The organism is Frankiales bacterium, from assembly GCA_016125335.1.
Lineage (GTDB): Bacteria > Actinomycetota > Actinomycetes > S36-B12 > CAIYMF01 > Longivirga.
Window position 1 is genome coordinate 1 of record WGLY01000014.1, and the last position, 17,816, is coordinate 17,816.

At 73.7% G+C, this 17,816-nt stretch carries 18 protein-coding genes; 15 read left to right on the top strand and 3 right to left on the bottom strand.

The features are described from left to right. A partial coding sequence (locus tag GC157_07920; protein MBI1377392.1) for a DUF222 domain-containing protein occupies window positions 1–1,150 on the top strand: 1,150 nt, incomplete at its 5' end. Window positions 1,151–1,410: 260 nt separating this feature from the next. Here GC157_07920 and GC157_07925 read toward each other — a convergent pair. Next, window positions 1,411–2,247 carry an NAD-dependent protein deacetylase gene (locus GC157_07925; protein ID MBI1377393.1) on the bottom strand — a complete coding sequence of 279 codons (837 nt, stop codon included), beginning with the start codon at window positions 2,245–2,247 and terminating at the stop codon, window positions 1,411–1,413. A 533-nt stretch (window positions 2,248–2,780) separates the two neighbouring features. Between GC157_07925 and GC157_07930 the strand changes: the two genes are divergently transcribed. From GC157_07930 to GC157_07995, 14 genes are all read left to right on the top strand, one after another. Continuing rightward, window positions 2,781–4,088: a SidA/IucD/PvdA family monooxygenase gene (locus GC157_07930; protein ID MBI1377394.1), complete on the top strand. Its 1,308-nt coding sequence runs from the start codon at window positions 2,781–2,783 to the stop codon at window positions 4,086–4,088. Beyond that, complete coding sequence (locus GC157_07935; GenBank protein ID MBI1377395.1) at window positions 4,085–4,939, top strand: alpha/beta fold hydrolase; 855 nt, start codon at window positions 4,085–4,087, stop codon at window positions 4,937–4,939. Before GC157_07930 ends, GC157_07935 begins: the two co-directional genes overlap by 4 nt. A 103-nt stretch (window positions 4,940–5,042) precedes the next feature. Continuing rightward, window positions 5,043–5,384, top strand: a complete 342-nt coding sequence (locus GC157_07940) for a hypothetical protein (protein MBI1377396.1) — start codon at window positions 5,043–5,045, stop codon at window positions 5,382–5,384. 149 nt (window positions 5,385–5,533) lie between these two features. Further along, the gene (locus GC157_07945) at window positions 5,534–5,752 is read left to right on the top strand and encodes a carbon storage regulator (protein MBI1377397.1); all 219 of its coding nucleotides are present in this window, start codon (window positions 5,534–5,536) and stop codon (window positions 5,750–5,752) included. Window positions 5,753–5,926: 174 nt separating this feature from the next. Next, a complete protein-coding gene (locus GC157_07950; protein MBI1377398.1) occupies window positions 5,927–6,982 on the top strand; it encodes an ATP-binding cassette domain-containing protein in 1,056 nt (351 codons plus the stop codon). A 109-nt stretch (window positions 6,983–7,091) separates the two neighbouring features. Next, a complete protein-coding gene (locus GC157_07955; GenBank protein MBI1377399.1) occupies window positions 7,092–8,258 on the top strand; it encodes an extracellular solute-binding protein in 1,167 nt (388 codons plus the stop codon). Next, on the top strand, window positions 8,258–9,169 hold the full coding sequence (locus tag GC157_07960) for an ABC transporter permease subunit (GenBank protein ID MBI1377400.1): 912 nt from the start codon (window positions 8,258–8,260) through the stop codon (window positions 9,167–9,169). Before GC157_07955 ends, GC157_07960 begins: the two co-directional genes overlap by 1 nt. Window positions 9,170–9,176: 7 nt before the next feature. Continuing rightward, complete coding sequence (locus GC157_07965; GenBank protein MBI1377401.1) at window positions 9,177–10,004, top strand: ABC transporter permease subunit; 828 nt, start codon at window positions 9,177–9,179, stop codon at window positions 10,002–10,004. A 65-nt stretch (window positions 10,005–10,069) separates the two neighbouring features. After that, window positions 10,070–10,831, top strand: coding sequence for an alpha/beta fold hydrolase (locus GC157_07970; GenBank protein MBI1377402.1), 762 nt, complete (start codon window positions 10,070–10,072; stop codon window positions 10,829–10,831). A gap of 80 nt (window positions 10,832–10,911) precedes the next feature. After that, a complete protein-coding gene (locus GC157_07975; GenBank protein ID MBI1377403.1) occupies window positions 10,912–12,495 on the top strand; it encodes an amidophosphoribosyltransferase in 1,584 nt (527 codons plus the stop codon). 23 nt (window positions 12,496–12,518) lie between these two features. Further along, complete coding sequence (locus tag GC157_07980) at window positions 12,519–13,628, top strand: phosphoribosylformylglycinamidine cyclo-ligase (GenBank protein MBI1377404.1); 1,110 nt, start codon at window positions 12,519–12,521, stop codon at window positions 13,626–13,628. Then, the gene (locus tag GC157_07985) at window positions 13,618–14,613 is read left to right on the top strand and encodes an alpha/beta fold hydrolase (protein MBI1377405.1); all 996 of its coding nucleotides are present in this window, start codon (window positions 13,618–13,620) and stop codon (window positions 14,611–14,613) included. The genes GC157_07980 and GC157_07985 overlap by 11 nt, the downstream gene beginning before the upstream one ends. Before the next feature lie 263 nt (window positions 14,614–14,876). Continuing rightward, a complete protein-coding gene (locus GC157_07990) occupies window positions 14,877–15,368 on the top strand; it encodes a GNAT family N-acetyltransferase (GenBank protein MBI1377406.1) in 492 nt (163 codons plus the stop codon). A 141-nt stretch (window positions 15,369–15,509) separates the two neighbouring features. Next, window positions 15,510–16,238 carry a DinB family protein gene (locus GC157_07995; GenBank protein ID MBI1377407.1) on the top strand — a complete coding sequence of 243 codons (729 nt, stop codon included), beginning with the start codon at window positions 15,510–15,512 and terminating at the stop codon, window positions 16,236–16,238. 69 nt (window positions 16,239–16,307) lie between these two features. Here GC157_07995 and GC157_08000 read toward each other — a convergent pair whose 3' ends face one another. Both GC157_08000 and GC157_08005 read right to left on the bottom strand, forming a co-directional pair. Beyond that, window positions 16,308–16,511, bottom strand: a complete 204-nt coding sequence (locus GC157_08000; GenBank protein ID MBI1377408.1) for a DUF3073 family protein — start codon at window positions 16,509–16,511, stop codon at window positions 16,308–16,310. 166 nt (window positions 16,512–16,677) lie between these two features. Next, entirely contained in the window at window positions 16,678–17,757 is a 1,080-nt protein-coding gene (locus GC157_08005; GenBank protein ID MBI1377409.1) for a valine dehydrogenase, read from the bottom strand. Window positions 17,758–17,816 lie beyond the last annotated feature (59 nt).

A 17,816-nucleotide genomic window follows, 5' to 3' on the forward strand; every position in this document is an offset into this window, starting at 1 on the left:
CAGCGTCTACGGCGCGTCGAAGGAGATCGACCGTGCCCGGGCCCTGAAGGAGCTCTTCCCCGCGTTCGGTGCCGCGCTGGCTGCGGGTGAGATCACCGAGCGCCACTGCGCCGTCCTCGTGGACCAGACCAGGTTCCTCACCGACCCGGAGGTCCTCGCGACGATCGAGAGCCAGGCGCTGGAGAAGGCCCGCACGCTGACCGCCTCGGAGCTGCGCAAGCACCTCGACAAGCTCATCGCGCGCCACGACCCCGACGCGACCGTCCGCTCCCACAAGGCCGCGGCGACTCGGGATGTGTACCGGCAGCCGATCGGCGACGGCATGGCGTTCCTGGGGGTCACCCACCAGGCGCCGGTGATCGACGCGGTGTTCGACGCGATCCAGGCCGCGGGCAAGGCGCTGCGCGCGCAGCGCGGTGGAGCCGACGCCCTGCGAGCCGGCAATCAAGACGCAGCCTCAGGAGCCTGCCGCGCCGATGCGCTGGCGGCTCTCGTGCTCGGGACCCGCGGCGAGGAGGGCCAGCTGGTGTACGACGCCTCGCGCACGCAGACCGAGCTGCACGTCGTGATGGACCTCGACACCCTCCGCGGAGAGCGCGACGGACTGGCTCTCCTGAACGGCACCCCGATCCCGGCGCAGATCGCCCGTGAGGTAGCCGGCGTCGCGGAGTCCTGGCGCCGGCTGGTCGTGGACCCGGTCGACGGGCACCTGCTGGACTACGGCACCCGCCAGTACCTGCCCGCCGCCCTGCGCGAGCACGTGCTCCACCGCGACCCCATCTGCCGGCGTCCCGGCTGCACCCGACGCGCGCAGGAGATGGACCACGCGCTCCCGTTCCCCGAGGGCGCGAGCGACACGGCCAACTGCGGTGGGCTGTGCTCGCGCTGCCACCAGGTGAAGACCGCCGGGCACGCCACCATCGAGGACAGTGCCGCCGACGGATCGGGCACGTGGGTCACCCGATGGCGGCAACGCATCCGGATCCCGGCCCAGCCGGTGCTCGCACCACCGGATCGACCAGCACCACCCAGTGGACCACCCGCTACGTCAGCGGGTGAGGCACCACCCTGCGCTCGGTCGGACGAGCGCGTCGTGGGCGACACCGAGGACGACCACGACGCCGGCCCACCGGACCTCCCCTCGTTCTGATCCGACGGGGCTGCGCGATCACACAAGGTGCGGGCACGCACGCGACGGGAGGTCCGCCTCCCCACGCCTGCTGCCGAGACGCCTGCTCCTGGAGCGATGGCGCTGTCGGCCAGGTCGTCGAGCGGTGGGCGGGCCCCGCTCGTCAGGTTCCGCCCGACGCGTTGCCCGACGTCGGTGACAGAACCCGCATGCGTACCGCTGCCGCTGGTACCCGGCCCAACTGCCGTGCCCCGCCGGGGCCGGGGAGGCGAGACGGCCGATCAGGCGACGGCGGGGAGGAGGGACTCGATGCGGGCGAGCGTCTCGCCGAGGGGTGCCTCGAGCTTGAGCGCCGCGTGCTCGTCGCCGCGGGTGGCGCCGTCGTTGACGATCGCGACGGGGATGCCCTGCTGAGCCGCCCGGAGCACGAAGCGGCGGCCCGAGAACACGTGCAACGAGCTGCCGAGCACGAGCAGCGCCGAGGCCTCCTCGACGAGGCGGTACGCCGCCTCCACCCGCTCGGGCGGGACGTTGTCGCCGAAGTAGACGACGTCGGGCTTGAGGATGCCGCCGCAGCGCTCGCAGTCGACCACGGTGAACGAGGAGAGCGACTCCTCCGGGATGTCGACGTCGCCGTCCGGGTTGACGGCGCTCACGTGGGCGGACCAGTCGGCGTTGGCCGCCGCGAGCCGGGCCTGGACGGCGTCGCGGGGGAGCGTGGCCCGGCACGCCAGGCACACGACGCGGTCGAGGCGGCCGTGGAGGTCGACGACGTTGACGCTGCCGGCCGCCTGGTGCAGCCCGTCGACGTTCTGGGTGACCACACCGGTGACCAGGCCGCGTCGCTCGAGCCGGGCCACGACCTCGTGGCCGGTGTTCGGCCGCGCCGTGGTCAGCAGCCGCCACCCGAGCAGCCCGCGCGCCCAGTAGCGGCGCCGCGCGGCGGCGTCGTCGCGGAAGGCCTGGCCCGTCATCGGCGCGTGCCGCCGCTGCGCCGCCCCGCTGGGGCCGCGGTAGTCCGGGATGCCGGACTCCGTGGAGATCCCGGCGCCGGTGAGCACGGCCACCCCGCCGCCCGCGACGAGGCGGGCGAGCGCGTCGAGGTCGTCGGCCGGCACGCGGCCATGATGCCCCAGCACGTGCGGACCGGCCTCCCGCGTTCGTCACGGGCGCAACCACACGGGCGGGTTCACCCCATCACCGGCATGACGGCGCCGGCCTCGCCACAATGAGGGCCATGTCCGACGGCCCGAGCGACCCCGCCGACCAGCCCGCACCGGACGCGCCACGTCCCCGGCGTCCGCGCACGAAGGCTGCGCCGCCCGACCCCGGCACAGGTTCCGGCGACGGCACCGCGCGGCGGTCACGCCCCGCGAAGGCCGCGGCCCCCCGCGCCGAGCAGCCGCCGTCCGACGCCCCGGCCCGGCCCGCTCGCGGTGCCGCAGCCGGGGCGACCTCCCGGTCCCGCAAGGCAGCCGCCTCGCCCGACGGCGGCGGCAGCCGGCGCACCCGTGCGGCCTCCGCGCCCTCGACCGAGCCGGCGGCGCCGCGCCGTCGGCGGTCCGCGCCGAAGGAGCCGCCGGCGGCGAGCCAATCGGCCGACGGACCCTCGAGCGCACCGGCGCTCGTCGACCGCGGCGACGCGTGGGCAGTGGTGGGGGCCGGCCCCCACGGCCTGGCCGCGCTGAAGGCGCTGCTCCAGAACGGCATCGAGGCCGACGGCTTCGAGCGCGAGAGCGACGTGGGCGGCAACTGGAACTTCGGCGCCGACAACTCCCGCGTCTACGAGTCGACACACCTCATCTCCAGCAAGCCGTTCACGCAGTACCCCGACTTCCCGATGCCCGACTCGTACCCGGACTACCCGAGCCATCGCCAGGTGAAGGAGTACTTCCGCCGCTACGCCGACCACTTCGGCCTGCGCGCGCGCATCCGGTTCTCCTCCGACGTCGTGGACGCCGTCCCCGTCGATGACGGCCGCGCATGGGACGTCACCGCGCGCGACCGGGGGACCGGCGTCGAGACCACCTACCGCTACGCCGGGCTCGTCGTCGCCAACGGCCACAACTGGTCGCCCAAGCGGCCGGCCTACCCGGGGATCGAGGACTTCCGCGGCAAGGTGATCCACTCGGCCGACTACAAGGACGCCGACGTGCTGCGCGGACGCCGGGTGCTCGTGGTGGGCGCCGGCAACACCGGCTGCGACGTCGCGGTGGAGGCCGCGCAGAACGCGACGCACACCTGGCACAGCACGCGGCGCGGCTACTACTACAACCCCAAGTACCTCACCGGCCGCCCGAGCGACCAGGTGGCCGACGGCCTGCTCGCGCTGCGCGTGCCGCTCGCCGTGCGCCGCGTGCTGTTCTCGGCGTCGCTGCGCTTCGCCGTCGGCGACCTCACGAGCTTCGGGCTCAAGAAGCCGGACCACAAGTTCTTCGAGACCCACCCGATCGTCAACCAGCAGCTCGTCTACTACGTCAGCCACGGCGACATCACCCCCGTCGACGACGTCGAGCGGTTCGACGCCGACGGCGCGGTGTTCACCGACGGCTCGCGCGCCGACGTCGACCTCGTGGTGCTCTGCACGGGCTACCTCGTGAGCGTGCCGTTCCTCCAGCACGAGTGGCTCAACTGGGACGACGACCACCCGCAGCTGTTCCTCCAGATGTTCACGCCGCGCTTCGACAACCTCGTGGTCACCGGCCTGATCCAGCCCGACTCCGGGCAGTGGACGCTCGCGCACTGGCAGGGCGTGCTCGCCGCCCGGGTCGCCGAGGCGCTGCGACGGCACCCGTCCACCGCGCGCGCGTTCCTGTCGAGGGCCGGCGCCGAGGCGGGCCGCCGCTACTCCGCGGGGGCGCAGTACAAGGACTCGACCCGGCACTACTACGAGGTGGCGCACCAGGACTACCTGCGTGCGCTCCAGGACGCCATCCGCGAGCTGGAGGCCCCGGCATGACCGCGAACCCGGTGCGGCGCAAGACGCTCGCGATGCGCCCGTGGGACTGGGCCTTCCCGCCCCGGCCGGTGGCGCATCGCGAGGTGCTCTCGGCGCTGCCGGACCCGCCCACCGACCGGCCGCCGCTGCTCATGGTCCACGGCATCGCCCACGGCGCCTGGTGCTTCGGCGAGAACTGGGTTCCGGCGGCCGCCCGCGCGGGCTGGCCGGCGTACGCGCTGAGCCTGCGAGGGCACGCCGGCTCCGGTGGCGCCCGGCACCTGCGGCGCACGCTCATGCGCGACTACGTCCACGACGTGATGCAGACGATCACCGAGCTGCCCGAGCCGCCGGTGCTGATCGGCCACTCGATGGGCGCGCTGATCGCCCAGCTGGTCGCGGACCGCTACCCGCTGCGCGGCCTCGTGCTGCTCACCCCCGCGCCCCTGCACTCGGCCATGGGCGACCTGGTCGCGATCGCGCGCGACCGCCCGGCGGACCTCGGCCGCGCGCTCGTGGGCCGCACGCTGTCGATGGAGCCGGACATCCTCTTCGAGGGCCTCGACCCGGCCACCGCGCGGGCGTACTCCGACCGCACCGGCACCGAGTCGCCGCTCGTGCAGTGGGAGCTGCTGCTGCGCCGGCGGGTGGGGCCGGTGCGCTGCCCGGTGCTGGTGATCGGCACCCCCGGCGACCGCCTGGTGCGTCCGGCCGACGTCGAGCGCACCGCGGAGTCCTACGGCGTGGAGCCCGTGTGGTTCCCGGGGATGGGCCACGACGTCATGCTCGACGCCGGCTGGGACCGCGTGCTGGACACCGTGCTGGCCTTCGCGGCGGACCTCCCCGCCTGGGGCACCGCGGCCGTCCGATGAGCAGCCGCCTCCCCCTGCCACCGATGTCACTGGTGAAACGGTCGCTTCCCAGGCCCGGAGACGACCGTTTCACCAGTGACGTGGCGACCGGCCGGAGCGGCGCATGACCGACGTCGTCGCGGAGGTGCTCGACCTGTGGGACGCCGGCGGCGCCCCGGACCGCGCCGCGGTGAAGGCCGCGGTCAAGCAGACCCTGGCCGAGCTCGTCGCCCGCGCACCGGGCCGGTCGGTCGAGGTGCGCGTGCCGCCCTACGCCGCCGTGCAGGCGGTACCCGGGTCGACCCACCGCCGCGGCACGCCGCCGGCCGTCGTGGAGTGCGACCCCCGCACGTGGCTGGGGCTCGCGACCGGCCGCCTGGCCTGGGCCGACGCCGTCGCCGACGGCCGGGTCCGCGCCAGCGGCGAGCGCAGCGACCTCTCCGCCTACCTCCCCCTCCCCGGCTGACGCCGATGTCACTGGTGAAACGGTTGCCACCCGGCCCGGGAAGCGACCCTTTCACCAGTGACATCGGGCCGGGTGGGTGACTCTGGCGGGACTCGTCGCTGTTCCGTGCGGACACTGGCTGGCGTGGGGGTGCCCGCAGGAGGACCTCCATGCTCGTGCTCGCCCGCTCGGCCGGCCAGAGCGTCGTGCTCGACGAGCGCATCGTCGTCACCGTGATCGACACCCGCGGCGGGGTGGTGCGCCTCGGCATCTCCGCCCCGGGCGAGGTCGGGGTGCGCCGGGCCGAGCTCGACCTGCGGCCCCGCGAGCCCCGCTCAGCCGCATCCCGGCACCGGGCCGACCTCCGGAACCCGTCGTCACAGGCCTGACTCGCTGCCGAATTCGCACGGTTCGGTCACGATCGCGACGAAATCAGTGCCCCGCCGTGGCCTCACCGCGATCCGTCCGGCTAGGGTGCCGCATCACGTCGGCGTCCCCATCGCCGGCGCGACGCCGCTCGACCAGCCCGCCGGAGCCTGGACGCAGACCCCGAGGACCCCCGCATGAGCCCAGCGACGCCGACCCCCGACTCCGGGGTCACCCCCGCCATCCGCCTGCGCGGCCTGCGCAAGACCTTCGGGTCGGTGGTGGCGGTCGACGACGTCGACCTCGACATCCGCACCGGCGAGTTCCTCACGCTGCTCGGCCCGTCCGGCTCGGGCAAGACGACGGTCCTGCGGATGATCGCCGGCTTCGAGCTGCCCACCGCCGGCTCCATCGAGCTCGGCGGGGTCGACGTCACCCGCCGGCCGCCGTTCCAGCGCGACGTGAACACCGTCTTCCAGGACTACGCGCTCTTCCCGCACCTCACCGTCGCGGAGAACGTCGAGTACGGCCTCAAGGTGGCCGGGGTCGGCCGCGACGAGCGTCGCCGCCGCGCCCAGGAGGCCCTGGCCTCGGTGCGGCTCGAGGGCTTCGGTCCGCGCAAGCCCTCCGAGATGTCCGGCGGCCAGCGCCAGCGCGTCGCCCTGGCCCGCGCGCTGGTCAACCGGCCCCAGGTGCTGCTGCTCGACGAGCCGCTCGGCGCCCTCGACCTCAAGCTGCGCGAGCAGATGCAGGTGGAGCTCAAGGGGATCCAGCGCGACGTCGGCATCACCTTCGTGTTCGTCACGCACGACCAGGAGGAGGCGCTGACGATGAGCGACCGCATCGCGGTCTTCAGCGCCGGGCGCATCGAGCAGATCGGCGCGCCGGCCGAGGTGTACGAGCGGCCGGCCACCGAGTTCGTCGCCGGCTTCGTCGGCACCTCCAACCTCCTGCGCGGCGAGGCGGCCCTCAAGGTGCTCGGCAACGAGGGCGTGTTCAGCGTGCGCCCGGAGAAGATCCGCGTCGTCGACACCGACACCGTGATCGGCGACGGCGGCCACGGCGCCGACGGCACGGTGGCCGAGGTGGTCTACGTCGGCGACGCCACGCGCTTCGTCGTCGACCTCGACGCCGGCGGCACCCTCGTGGCCCTCCAGCAGAACTCCGCGACGTCGTCCTCCGACGTCGCCGCGATGCGCGGCCGGCGGGTGCGCCTGGCCTGGCGTCGCGAGCACGAGTACCGCGTCCACTGACGGACGCCCCCACGCCCCCCGGCACGTCGCCGGGGCAACAGGAAGAAGGAGGTAGCAGGTGCACACCAGGCGCTTGCTCCAGACGGCCGCCTCCGGCTTCGCCGTCGTCCTGCTGGCCGCCGCCTGCGGCTCCAGCACCAGCCCCACTGACTCGGGCTCCGCCACGGGCGGCACCGAGCGTCCCGCGCCGCCGGCCGGGACGGCGGCGACCTCGGTCGGCGCCGGCGAGGGCGAGCTCAACATCATCGCGTGGGCGGGGTACGCGGAGGACGGCTCGACCGACAAGACGGTCGACTGGGTCCACCCCTTCGAGCAGCAGACCGGCTGCAAGGTCAACGTCAAGATCGGCAATACGTCCGACGAGATGGTGACGCTCATGCACTCCGGGGCCTATGACGGCGTGTCCGCCTCCGGCGACGCGACGCTGCGGCTCATCTACGGCGGCGACGTCGCGCCGGTGAACACCGACCTCGTGCCCAACTACAAGACCGTGTCGGACTTCCTCAAGCTCCAGCCGTGGAACTCCGTGAACGGCGTCGCGTACGGCATCCCGCACGGCTGGGGCGCCAACGTGCTGGCGTACAACACCAAGGCCGTCACGCCCGCCCCCACGTCGTGGAGCGCCGTGTTCGACCCGAACTCGCCGTACAAGGGCAAGATCACGGCGTACGACTCCCCGATCTACATCGCGGACGCCGCGCTCTACCTGATGAAGACCAAGCCCGACCTCGGGATCACGAACCCCTACGCGCTCGACGACACGCAGTTCCAGGCCGCGGTCGACCTGCTCAAGGCGCAGCGCCCGATGATCAGCAAGTACTGGGCCGCCTACACCGACGAGGTGAACTCGTTCAGCTCGCAGGAGTCGGTGATCGGCACCGCGTGGCAGATCAACGCCAACCTCATCAACAGCGAGGGCAAGGTGAAGGTCGACTCGATCGTCCCCAGCGAGGGCGCGACCGGGTGGTCGGACACCTGGATGATCGCCAGCAAGGCCGCGCACCCGAACTGCATGTACAAGTGGATGGACTACATCATCTCGCCGTCCGTGAACGCCCAGGTGGCGGAGTGGTTCGGCGAGGCCCCCGCGCAGACGCTCGCGTGCGACCAGACGTCGGACAAGACCTTCTGCGACGGCTACCACGCGCTCGACGCGTCCTACGCGAACTCCATCTCGTACTGGACGACGCCGACGTCGAACTGCCTCGACGGACGCGGTGACATCTGCAAGGACTACGCCGCCTGGACACAGGCGTGGACCGAGATCAAGGGCTGATGTCGGTCAGCACCGCCACGCCGCCCGCGGCGAGCCCCCAGGGCTCGTCGCGGGCGGTCTCGGGGTTCCTCTACCGCCATCCGCGCGTGCGTCTCGCCGCGCTGCTGTCGGCGCCGCTGTTCTGGCTGGTCGTGCTCTACCTCGGGTCGCTGGCCATCATGGTCGTCGCGGCGTTCTGGTCGACCGACTCGTTCACCGGCGCACTGGTGCGGGAGCCCACCCTCAAGAACTTCCAGACGCTCTTCCGCGGCCAGGTCTACTGGGTGGTCGCGCTGCGCACGGTCGGCATCGCGCTGGCCGTGACGCTCATCGACATGGTGCTCGCCGTGCCGCTCGCGTTCGTCGCCGCCAAGGTGGTGCGCAGCCGGCGCCTGCGCTACGCCCTCGTCATCGCGGTCACCATGCCGCTGTGGGCGGGGTACCTGGTCAAGGGCTACGCGATGCAGACCATGTTCATCAACAACGGCGTCATCGACTGGATGCTCGCGCCGCTCGGGCTCAAGGGCCCGGGCCTCGGGCTCGCCGCGGTCGTGTTCTCGCTCGCCTACCTGTGGCTGCCCTACATGGTGCTGCCGGTGTACGCCGGCCTCGAGCGGATCCCGGACTCGCTGCTGGAGGCCTCGGCCGACCTCGGCGCGGCGGCCTCGCGCACGTTCCGCTCGGTCGTGCTGCCGCTGCTCGTGCCCTCGCTGATCGCCGGCTCGATCTTCACGTTCTCGCTGACCCTCGGCGACTACATCATGGTCAAGATCGTCGGCGGCACCACGCAGATGTGGGCCAACATCATCTACGACAACGTGGGAGTGGCGAACAACCTCCCGCTCGCGGCCGCGGCCGCGCTCTTCCCCATCACCGTGATCGTCCTCTACCTGCTCGCCGTGCGGCGCACCGGCGCGCTCGAGAACCTGTGAGGACGCCATGACCCTCTCGCGCCGGGCCCGCTGGATCCTCGGACTGCTGTCCGCGGGCGTGCTGGTCTTCATCTACTTCCCGCTCGTCGTGGTGCTGGTCAACTCCTTCAACGCCTCGAAGGTGTTCTCGTGGCCGCCGACGTCGTGGACGCTGGAGTGGTGGCAGAAGGCCGCCACCAACGACGGGGTGCGCGCGGCGCTGCTCACCAGCCTCAAGGCGGCTACCGGCGCCACGCTCATCGCCATCCTGCTCGGCTCGATGGTGGCCTTCGCGGTCGCGCGCTACCGGTTCTTCGGCCGGGAGCCGATCAGCTTCGTGGTGATCCTGCCGATCGCCCTGCCCGGCATCGTCACCGGCATCGCGCTGAACTCGTCGTTCAGCACCGTGCTCGGGCCCCTCGGGATCAGCCTCGGCCTGTTCACCGTGATCCTCGGCCACGCGACGTTCTGCATCGTGGTGGTGTTCAACAACGTGCTCGCGCGGCTGCGGCGCACCGGCACCTCGCTCGAGGAGGCCGCGATGGACCTCGGCGCCGGGCCGTTCCAGACCTTCCGCGACGTCACCTTCCCGGCCGTGCGCTCGGCGCTGGTGGCCGGCGCCCTGCTGGCGTTCGCGCTCTCGTTCGACGAGATCGTGGTGACGACGTTCACCTCGGGCCCGGGCGTCGAGACCCTCCCGCAGTGGATCTTCAACAACCTGTTCCGGCCGAACCAGGGCCCGATCATCAACGCCGTCGCGGCCGCGGTGCTCGTGGCGTTCATCCTGCCGGTCTACCTCGCGATGCGGATGTCCGACGGGCCTGGGCGCGTGCCCCAGGCCGGCGCCGAGCCCTGAGCCGGCCGGCCCGCGCGCGCGGGTCTCGCGGAACCGCGGGCGACGGCCACGCGCTGTCCGACAGGATGCGGTCCGTGGAGCAGGACGACGACTCGGTGCTCGAGCGGGCGTCCGCCGAGCCGGACGCCGTCACCCACTGGGGCCCGGCGCCGCACGACGTCGCCGACGTCCGGCTCGGCGCCGTGGACCGGCCGCTGGTGGTCGTGCTCCACGGCGGCTTCTGGCGACCCACCTACGACCGGCTGCACCTGCGGCCGATGACCGAGGCGCTCGCTGCGGCCGGCTGGACCGTGGCGGCCCCGGAGTACCGGCGCGTGCCCGGCGACCCGGACAGCACCTGCCAGGACGTGCGCGCCGCGCTGCGGGTGCTGCCGGTCGACCTGCGCGGCCACCACGACGGACGGGTGCTCGTCGTCGGCCACTCGGCGGGCGGGCACCTGGCGCTGTGGGCCGCGGCGTCGGCCCCGGCGGCCGGGCTGGCCGGCACCCTCGCCCTGGCGCCCGTGGCCGACCTCGCGGCCGCCGACGCCGCCCGCCTCGGCTCCGGTGCGGTGCGCGACTTCCTCGGGCGCGACGCCGGCGCCCGCGCCGACCTCGACCCGTGCCGCCTCGCCGCGAGCGCCGCCCCGGTGCGGATCCTGCACGGGGCCGACGACCTGGTGGTGCCGCCGGCGCAGTCCGAGTCGTACGCCGCCGCCCACCCCGGGACCCGGGTGCAGCTGCTCCCGGAGACCGGACACTTCGCGCTGATCGACCCCGTCTCCCGGGCGTGGCCGCACGTCGTGGTGGCCCTCGACGAGCTCGCCGCGGAGGGCGCGGGGGCTTGACCGACGGGTCCCGGCGCCCGGTGGGCGAACGGCCCGCGCGGGCGGCCGACGGGGGGCCCCGCGGCACGTAGACTGCTCCCGTGCTTCGCGGCGACGGACAGCTCGGCCACGACCTCATCCCCGGCGAGAAGGGCCCGCAGGACGCCTGCGGGGTCTTCGGTGTCTGGGCGCCGGGCGAGGAGGTCTCGAAGCTCACCTACTTCGGCCTCTACGCCCTCCAGCACCGCGGGCAGGAGTCGGCCGGCATCGCCGTGAGCGACGGCACCCACACCGTGGTCTACAAGGACATGGGCCTGGTCTCGCAGGTGTTCAACGAGGCGTCGCTCGAGAGCCTCCACGGCCACATCGCGATCGGGCACGCGCGCTACTCGACCACCGGCGCGAGCGTGTGGGAGAACGCCCAGCCCACCTTCCGGGCCACGGCCACCGGCCACCTCGCCCTCGGCCACAACGGCAACCTCACCAACACCCACGAGCTGCTGCGCCGGGTGCGCGAGCGGGCCGAGGCGTCGGGCGAGCTGCCGCTGGGCGACATGCGCTCGAGCACCAGCGACACCGACCTGCTCACCGCGCTGCTCGCCTCGCACCCGGACCTCTCGCTCGAGGCCGCGGCGATGGTCGAGCTGCCCCTGCTCAAGGGCGCGTTCTCGCTGGTGTTCATGGACGACACCACCCTCTACGCCGCGCGCGACCCGCAGGGGATCCGCCCGCTCACCCTCGGCCGGCTCGAGCGCGGCTGGGTCGTGGCCAGCGAGACCGCGGCCCTCGACATCGTCGGTGCGTCGTTCGTCCGCGAGATCGAGCCGGGCGAGCTCGTCGCCATCGACGAGCAGGGGCTGCGCTCGCAGCGCTTCGCCGAGGCCGACCCCAAGGGCTGCCTGTTCGAGTTCGTCTACCTCGCCCGGCCGGACACCACGATCTCCGGCAAGAGCATCCACGCCGTCCGCGTGCAGGTGGGCCGCCAGCTCGCCCGCGAGTTCCCCGTCGACGCCGACATCGTGATCCCGGTGCCGGAGAGCGGCACGCCCGCTGCGGTCGGCTACGCGCAGGAGTCCGGCATCCCCTTCGCCCAGGGGCTGGTCAAGAACGCCTACGTCGGCCGCACGTTCATCCAGCCGTCGCAGACCATCCGGCAGCTGGGCATCCGGCTCAAGCTCAACCCGCTGCGCGAGATCGTCGCCGGTAAGCGACTCGTCGTCGTCGACGACTCCATCGTGCGCGGCAACACCCAGCGCGCCATCGTGCGGATGCTGCGCGAGGCCGGCGCCCGCGAGGTCCACGTGCGCATCTCGAGCCCGCCGGTGAAGTGGCCGTGCTTCTACGGCATCGACTTCGCGACCCGGGCCGAGCTGATCGCGAACGGGCTCGGCGTCGAGGAGATCCGCACGTCGATCGGCGCCGACTCCCTCGGCTACGTCTCCCTCGACGGGCTCGTCGCGTCCACCGACGTCGCGATGGACCGGCTGTGCCGCGCCTGCTTCGACGGCGTCTACCCGGTCGAGCTGCCCGAGCCCGAGCTGCTCGGCAAGCACCTGCTCGAGGGCCTCGAGGGCCTCGAGAGCCGCGTGCTCGCGGGCGAGGCGCGCGAGACGGTCGTCGACGTCGAGGGCCTGCCCACCCTCATCGGGGGCGGCGGCGCCGCGGACGCGCTGACCCGCCCGTGAGCGAGCCCGTCACCGGCGACGTCGTGCGCCGAGGTCCCTCCGCGCCCGCCTCCTATGCGGCCGCAGGCGTCGACGTCGAGGCCGGGGAGCACGCGGTCGCGCTGATGAAGGCGTCCATCGCGCGCGCGACGCGGCCCGAGGTCGTGGGCGACCTCGGCGGCTTCGCCGGCCTCTTCGACGTCTCGGTGATCGCCCGGTTCGAGCGGCCGCTGCTCGCGACCTCGACCGACGGCGTCGGCACGAAGGTCGTCATCGCGCAGCGCCTCGACAAGCACGACACCATCGGGATCGACCTCGTGGCGATGGTGGTCGACGACCTCGTCGTGTGCGGTGCCGAGCCGCTGTTCATGACCGACTACATCGCCACCGGCAAGGTGGTGCCCGAGCGGATCGCGGCCATCGTGTCCGGCATCGCCGAGGGGTGCCGCCAGGCGGGCTGCGCCCTCGTGGGCGGCGAGACCGCCGAGCACCCCGGGCTGCTCGCCCCGGACGAGTACGACGTCGCCGGCGCCGGCACCGGCGTGGTGGACGCCGCGGACCTGCTCGGCCCGGACCGCGTCCGCGTGGGCGACGTCGCGATCGCCATGCGCGCCAGCGGCCTGCACTCCAACGGCTACTCCCTGGCCCGGCACGTGCTGCTCACCACCGGGGGGCTGCGGCTCGATGCGCACGTTCCCGAGCTTGGCCGCACGCTGGGCGAGGAGATGCTCGAGCCCACCCGGATCTACGCCCTCGACGTGCTCGACCTCGCCCGCGCCGCCGACATCGAGGTGCACGCCGTCAGCCACGTCACCGGGGGCGGCCTCGCGGCGAACCTCGCCCGCGTGCTCCCGCCTGACGTGCACGTGGTGGTCGACCGCTCGACGTGGACCCCGCACCCGGTCTTCTCCCTCGTCGGCGACGTCGGCCGCGTGGCCCTGCCGGAGCTCGAGAAGACCTTCAACATGGGCGTCGGCATGGTGGCGCTGGTGGACCCGGCCTCGGTCGACGCCGCCCTGGCGCGACTGGCCGCGCGCGGGGTCGACGCCTGGGTCCTCGGCGAGGCGCGCGCCCGTCAGGGCGAGGCCGGGGACGCCCCCGCCAAGGGCGGCGCCGGTGGCGCGGTGAGCCTCGTCGGATCCCATGACCGCTGAGCCGGTGCGGCGCGCGATCGCAGGGCTGGCCGTCGTCGCGCTCGCGCTCGTCGCGACCGGGTGCAGCGCGGGCTCGCCGTCCGCGACGGTGTCCACCGGTACGACGTCGTCGGCTCCGGCGCCCCCGGCGTCGAGCTCCCCTCCGGCGTCGTCCGCACCGGCCTCGTCCGCGCCGCCGTCCACCCCGTCCCCCACCGCCTCGGCCACCTCGCCCGGGCCGCCCGGCGACGGCAGCGTGCACCTCTACACCGTCGACGGGCGCAGCACGGCGCTGTACTGCTTCGGCACGGGCTCGCCCACCGTCGTCGTGATCCCAGGGCTCACCGCCCCGGGCTCCCTGTGGCGACGGGTCGCGTCGGCGTCGGCGGAGCAGAGCGGCGCACGGGTGTGCTCCTACGACCGGCCCGGCCTGGGCACCAGCGAGGCGCGCCGGCCCTCGGCCACGCCGACGATCGGGCGGGTGGCCACCGAGCTCGGCGTGCTGCTGCGCAAGGCGGGGCTGGAGCCGCCGTTCGTGGTGGTGGGCCACTCCTACGGCGGCATGGTGGCGCGGCTGTTCGTCTCCCAGCAGAGGTCGGACGTGCGCGGTGTGGTGATGGTGGACGCCTCCACCGTGGGCGAGCTGCGCTCGCCGTACTTCGCGGACGTGCACTGGTGGGAGGGCGGCAACTCCGTCGACGTCCCCGCGTCGATCCGCGAGCTCGACGCCTCCGGCACCTTCGGCTCCACGCCGCTGGTGGTGCTGACGCAGGACGCCACCGGCACCTACCGCGACCAGTGGTACCCGCTGCAGGACTCGCTGGCCGCGCTCTCGACCGACTCGGTGCACGTCGTGGTGAAGGGCGCCGGCCACCTCATCCAGGACGACAACCCGCCGATCGTGGAGGCGGCCATCGCCGACGTCGTCACGGCCGCACGCACCGGCGCGCCCCTCCCCGACTGCGCCACCACCTTCGCCGCCCTCGGCGGCCGCTGCATCGGCTGAGCCCCCCGCCGCGTCACGCGGCACCGGGCTCCTGGTGCGGCACCCCTCTCCCGCTCGCAGGGCGCCCGCCAGTTCGGCAAGACTCGTTGCCGGACGTCCCGTCTTGGGCATGCTGTGCGCCGGGGGCAGCACCGGTTCCGTGGGAGGGGTGGGCCTTGTCGCACCCGGACGATGCGACGGTCACGAGACCGGGCCGCATCCCTCCCCGCCTGTCGGACGGCGTCGTGGCGCTGCGGCCGGAGGTGGAAGTCGATGCCGAGCCGATGACCGCGTGCCTGTCGGACTGGCGGACGGCGCAGTGGCTGGTGTCCGTGCCCCACCCCTATGAGCATCAGGAGTCGCTGGACTGGATCCGCGAGGTGGTGCCGAGGGGGTGGGCCGACGGGTCCGAGTTCTGGCTGGCGGTGGCCGACGAGGTCACCGACGAGTTCCTGGGGGAGGTGGGGCTGCGTCTTCCCGAGCCGAGGACCCGGTGCGGAGAGATCGGCTACTGGCTCACCCCGGCCGCCCGCGGCCGAGGTGCGATGCGCCGGGCGCTCACGCTGATGATCGACTGGGTCTTCACCGACCTCGGCCTCGAACGCATCGACTGGTCGGCGTCCGTGGGCAACGACCACTCCTGGAGCGTCGCCGAGGCTGTCGGCTTCAGCAGGGAGGGCCTGCGCCGTCGGCGTGCGTTCCGGGTCTCCGACGGGACGCGCCACGACGAATGGGTGGCGGGACTGCTGCGTTCGGACTGGCGCCCTGGGGGCTGACCTCGCCCCGTGCCCCCGGGCTGACGAGACGCGACGGACTCGCGGCACCTGACCCGCGCACTCGGCGAGGAGGGTGCCTCGGTGTCCGCTCCCGCGCGCACGTCCGGGGAGAGCGTCGGGGGCGGCTGCCAGGATGCGGGCATGACGACCTTCTCCGGGCCCCAGGACTTCGAGGGCGGCACGTTCGTGCGGACGAGCTTCAAGGGCGCCACCGTGCGCTTCTCCGACGTCAGCGGCGTCACCATGCGCAGCGTCGACGTCGACGGGCTGGACATCGACAGCCACGACCTGTTCTTCGGCAAGGTCCTCGTCAACGGCGTCGACGTCGTGCCGCTGGTGGACGCCGAGCTCAACCGGCGCTTCCCGGGTCGCGAGCTGCAGAAGGCGCAGACCCCCGAGGGGCTGCGCGAGGGCTGGGTCGCGGTGCAGGCCGCGTGGCAGGAGACCGTGGACTCCACCCCGGCCGCCCTGGTCGACGCCCACGTGCCGGACGAGTGGTCGCTGGCCCAGACGCTGAGGCACCTGGTGCTCGCGACCGACACCTGGCTGGGCCGGGCGATCCGGCGCGACCCGCAGCCCTTCCACGAGATCGGGCAGATCTTCAGCGGCGCCGCCGAGATGGGGTTCGACACCTCGATCTTCCGGGCCGAGCCCCCCGCCTACGACGAGGTGCTGGCCGTGCGGGCCGAGCGCCAGGGGCAGGTGACCGACTTCCTGGCCACGGCGACCCCGGAGCTGCTCGCCGAGGAGCGCGACGACCCCTGGGGCGGCGACTGGCACCCCACGGTCGGCGACTGCGTCCGGGTCATCCTCGAGGAGGAGTGGGCCCACCTGCGCTACATCCGGCGCGACCTCGCGCTGCTCGCCTGACGCCGGCGCCCACCGGCACGACGACGGGCGCCCACCCGCAGGTGAGCGCCCGTGACGGTAGTGGGGAGGTCAGTCCTCGTCGTCGTCCTCGAGGTACTTCGAGTACAGGTCGTCGTCGTCCTCGTCGTCGACGACCTGGGCGGGGGTCGACGGCAGGTCGTCGCGGTGCCCGGACAGCTCGGCCTGGAGGGCACCGAGGTCGGTGTTGACCGTCCCGTACTTGAGCTCCCGCGCGACCTTGGTCTGCTTGGCCTTGGCCCGGCCACGCCCCATGGCTGACCCCCTCTGGGGCCTCCCGACCCCGGAATCGACCGATATGACAGCCACCGAGGGCGTGCCGTCGATGGTTCGACCGTCATCATAAACGCCAGCCCGGACGCTCGCGGGCCGGGTTCGCCGCGAGCGGACCCCTCGGCGCGTCGCCCGGGATCGTGGCCGGTCAGGCGGGTGAGGTGAACGACGGACGCGGCGGTGCCGCGGCGATCCGCTCCTCCGCCAGGGCCTCCGCCTCGGCCAGCGGGGTCCGGCCGGACGCCTCGGCCCGGCGCAGCACGTCGAGCAGGGTGTCGCCGATCGCCCGGGCCCGTGCGCGGGCGGCGTCGTCGTCGTAGCGGCCGGCGCCGGCGTACTCGGCGGCCACGGCGATCACCCCGCCGGCGTTGACCAGGAAGTCGGGTGCGAAGAGCACCCCGCGCCCGGCGAGGACGTCGACCAGCCCGTGCTCGGCGAGCTGGTTGTTGGCCGCGCCGCACACGGCCCGGGCGGTGAGGCGCCCGGCCACCTCGGCCGTCACCGCGCCGCCGAGCGCGCACGGGCTGAACACGTCGAGCTCGGCGTCCACGACGGCGTCCGCGTCCGCGGCGATCTCGGCCTCCGGCACGCTCGCCCGCAGCCGCTCGAGCGCCTCGGCGCTCACGTCGGCCACCAGCACCCGTCCGCCCTCGGCCACGACGTGCGCGGCCAGGCGCGCCCCGACCTTGCCCGCGCCGGTGATCCCGACCCGCCGTCCGGCCAGGGACGGCGTGCCCCACAGGTGCTCGGCCACGGCCCGCAGCGCGTGGTGCACGCCCACCGCGGTGAGGTCGCCCGAGTCGCCGCAGCCGCCCAGCGCGGGCGACCGGCCGGTGGTCCAGGGGTTGACCGTGGAGATGAGGTCCATGTCGGCCACGTAGGTGCCGACGTCGGCGGCGGTCACGTAGGCGCCGTGCAGCGAGGCGACGAGGCGGCCGTAGGCGGTGACGAGCTCGGGGGTCTTGTCGCGGTGCGGGTCGCCGATGATCACGGCCTTGCCGCCGCCGTGGGGCAGCCCGGCCAGGGCGTTCTTGTACGTCATCGCCCGGGCGAGGTCGAGCACGTCCGCGAGCGCGGCGTCCTCGTCCGGGTAGGGGACGAACCGGGTGCCGCCGAGCGCCGGCCCGAGGGCGGTGGAGTGCACCGCCACGATGGCGCGCAGCCCTGCCGCCGGGTCGTTGCCGAAGACCACCTGCTCGTACGCCGCGATGCCGTCCGGGATGCCCACGGGTGCAGGCTAGGCCGTCCGGCCTGCGGACGGGTCGCGGGGCCGCCGGGCCCGTCAGC

Bases quoted from the DNA above. Each gene is read 5' to 3' on its own strand.
- GC157_07990 (MBI1377406.1), top strand. From the start codon at position 14,877: ATGACCGCGTGCCTGTCGGACTGGCGGACGGCGCAGTGGCTGGTGTCC.
- GC157_08000 (MBI1377408.1), bottom strand. From the start codon at position 16,511: ATGGGGCGTGGCCGGGCCAAGGCCAAGCAGACCAAGGTCGCGCGGGAG.
- GC157_07945 (MBI1377397.1), top strand. From the start codon at position 5,534: ATGCTCGTGCTCGCCCGCTCGGCCGGCCAGAGCGTCGTGCTCGACGAG.
- GC157_07965 (MBI1377401.1), top strand. From the start codon at position 9,177: ATGACCCTCTCGCGCCGGGCCCGCTGGATCCTCGGACTGCTGTCCGCG.
- GC157_07935 (MBI1377395.1), top strand. From the start codon at position 4,085: ATGACCGCGAACCCGGTGCGGCGCAAGACGCTCGCGATGCGCCCGTGG.
- GC157_07985 (MBI1377405.1), top strand. From the start codon at position 13,618: ATGACCGCTGAGCCGGTGCGGCGCGCGATCGCAGGGCTGGCCGTCGTC.
- GC157_07950 (MBI1377398.1), top strand. From the start codon at position 5,927: ATGAGCCCAGCGACGCCGACCCCCGACTCCGGGGTCACCCCCGCCATC.
- GC157_07970 (MBI1377402.1), top strand. From the start codon at position 10,070: ATGCGGTCCGTGGAGCAGGACGACGACTCGGTGCTCGAGCGGGCGTCC.
- GC157_07960 (MBI1377400.1), top strand. From the start codon at position 8,258: ATGTCGGTCAGCACCGCCACGCCGCCCGCGGCGAGCCCCCAGGGCTCG.
- GC157_07940 (MBI1377396.1), top strand. From the start codon at position 5,043: ATGACCGACGTCGTCGCGGAGGTGCTCGACCTGTGGGACGCCGGCGGC.
- GC157_07995 (MBI1377407.1), top strand. From the start codon at position 15,510: ATGACGACCTTCTCCGGGCCCCAGGACTTCGAGGGCGGCACGTTCGTG.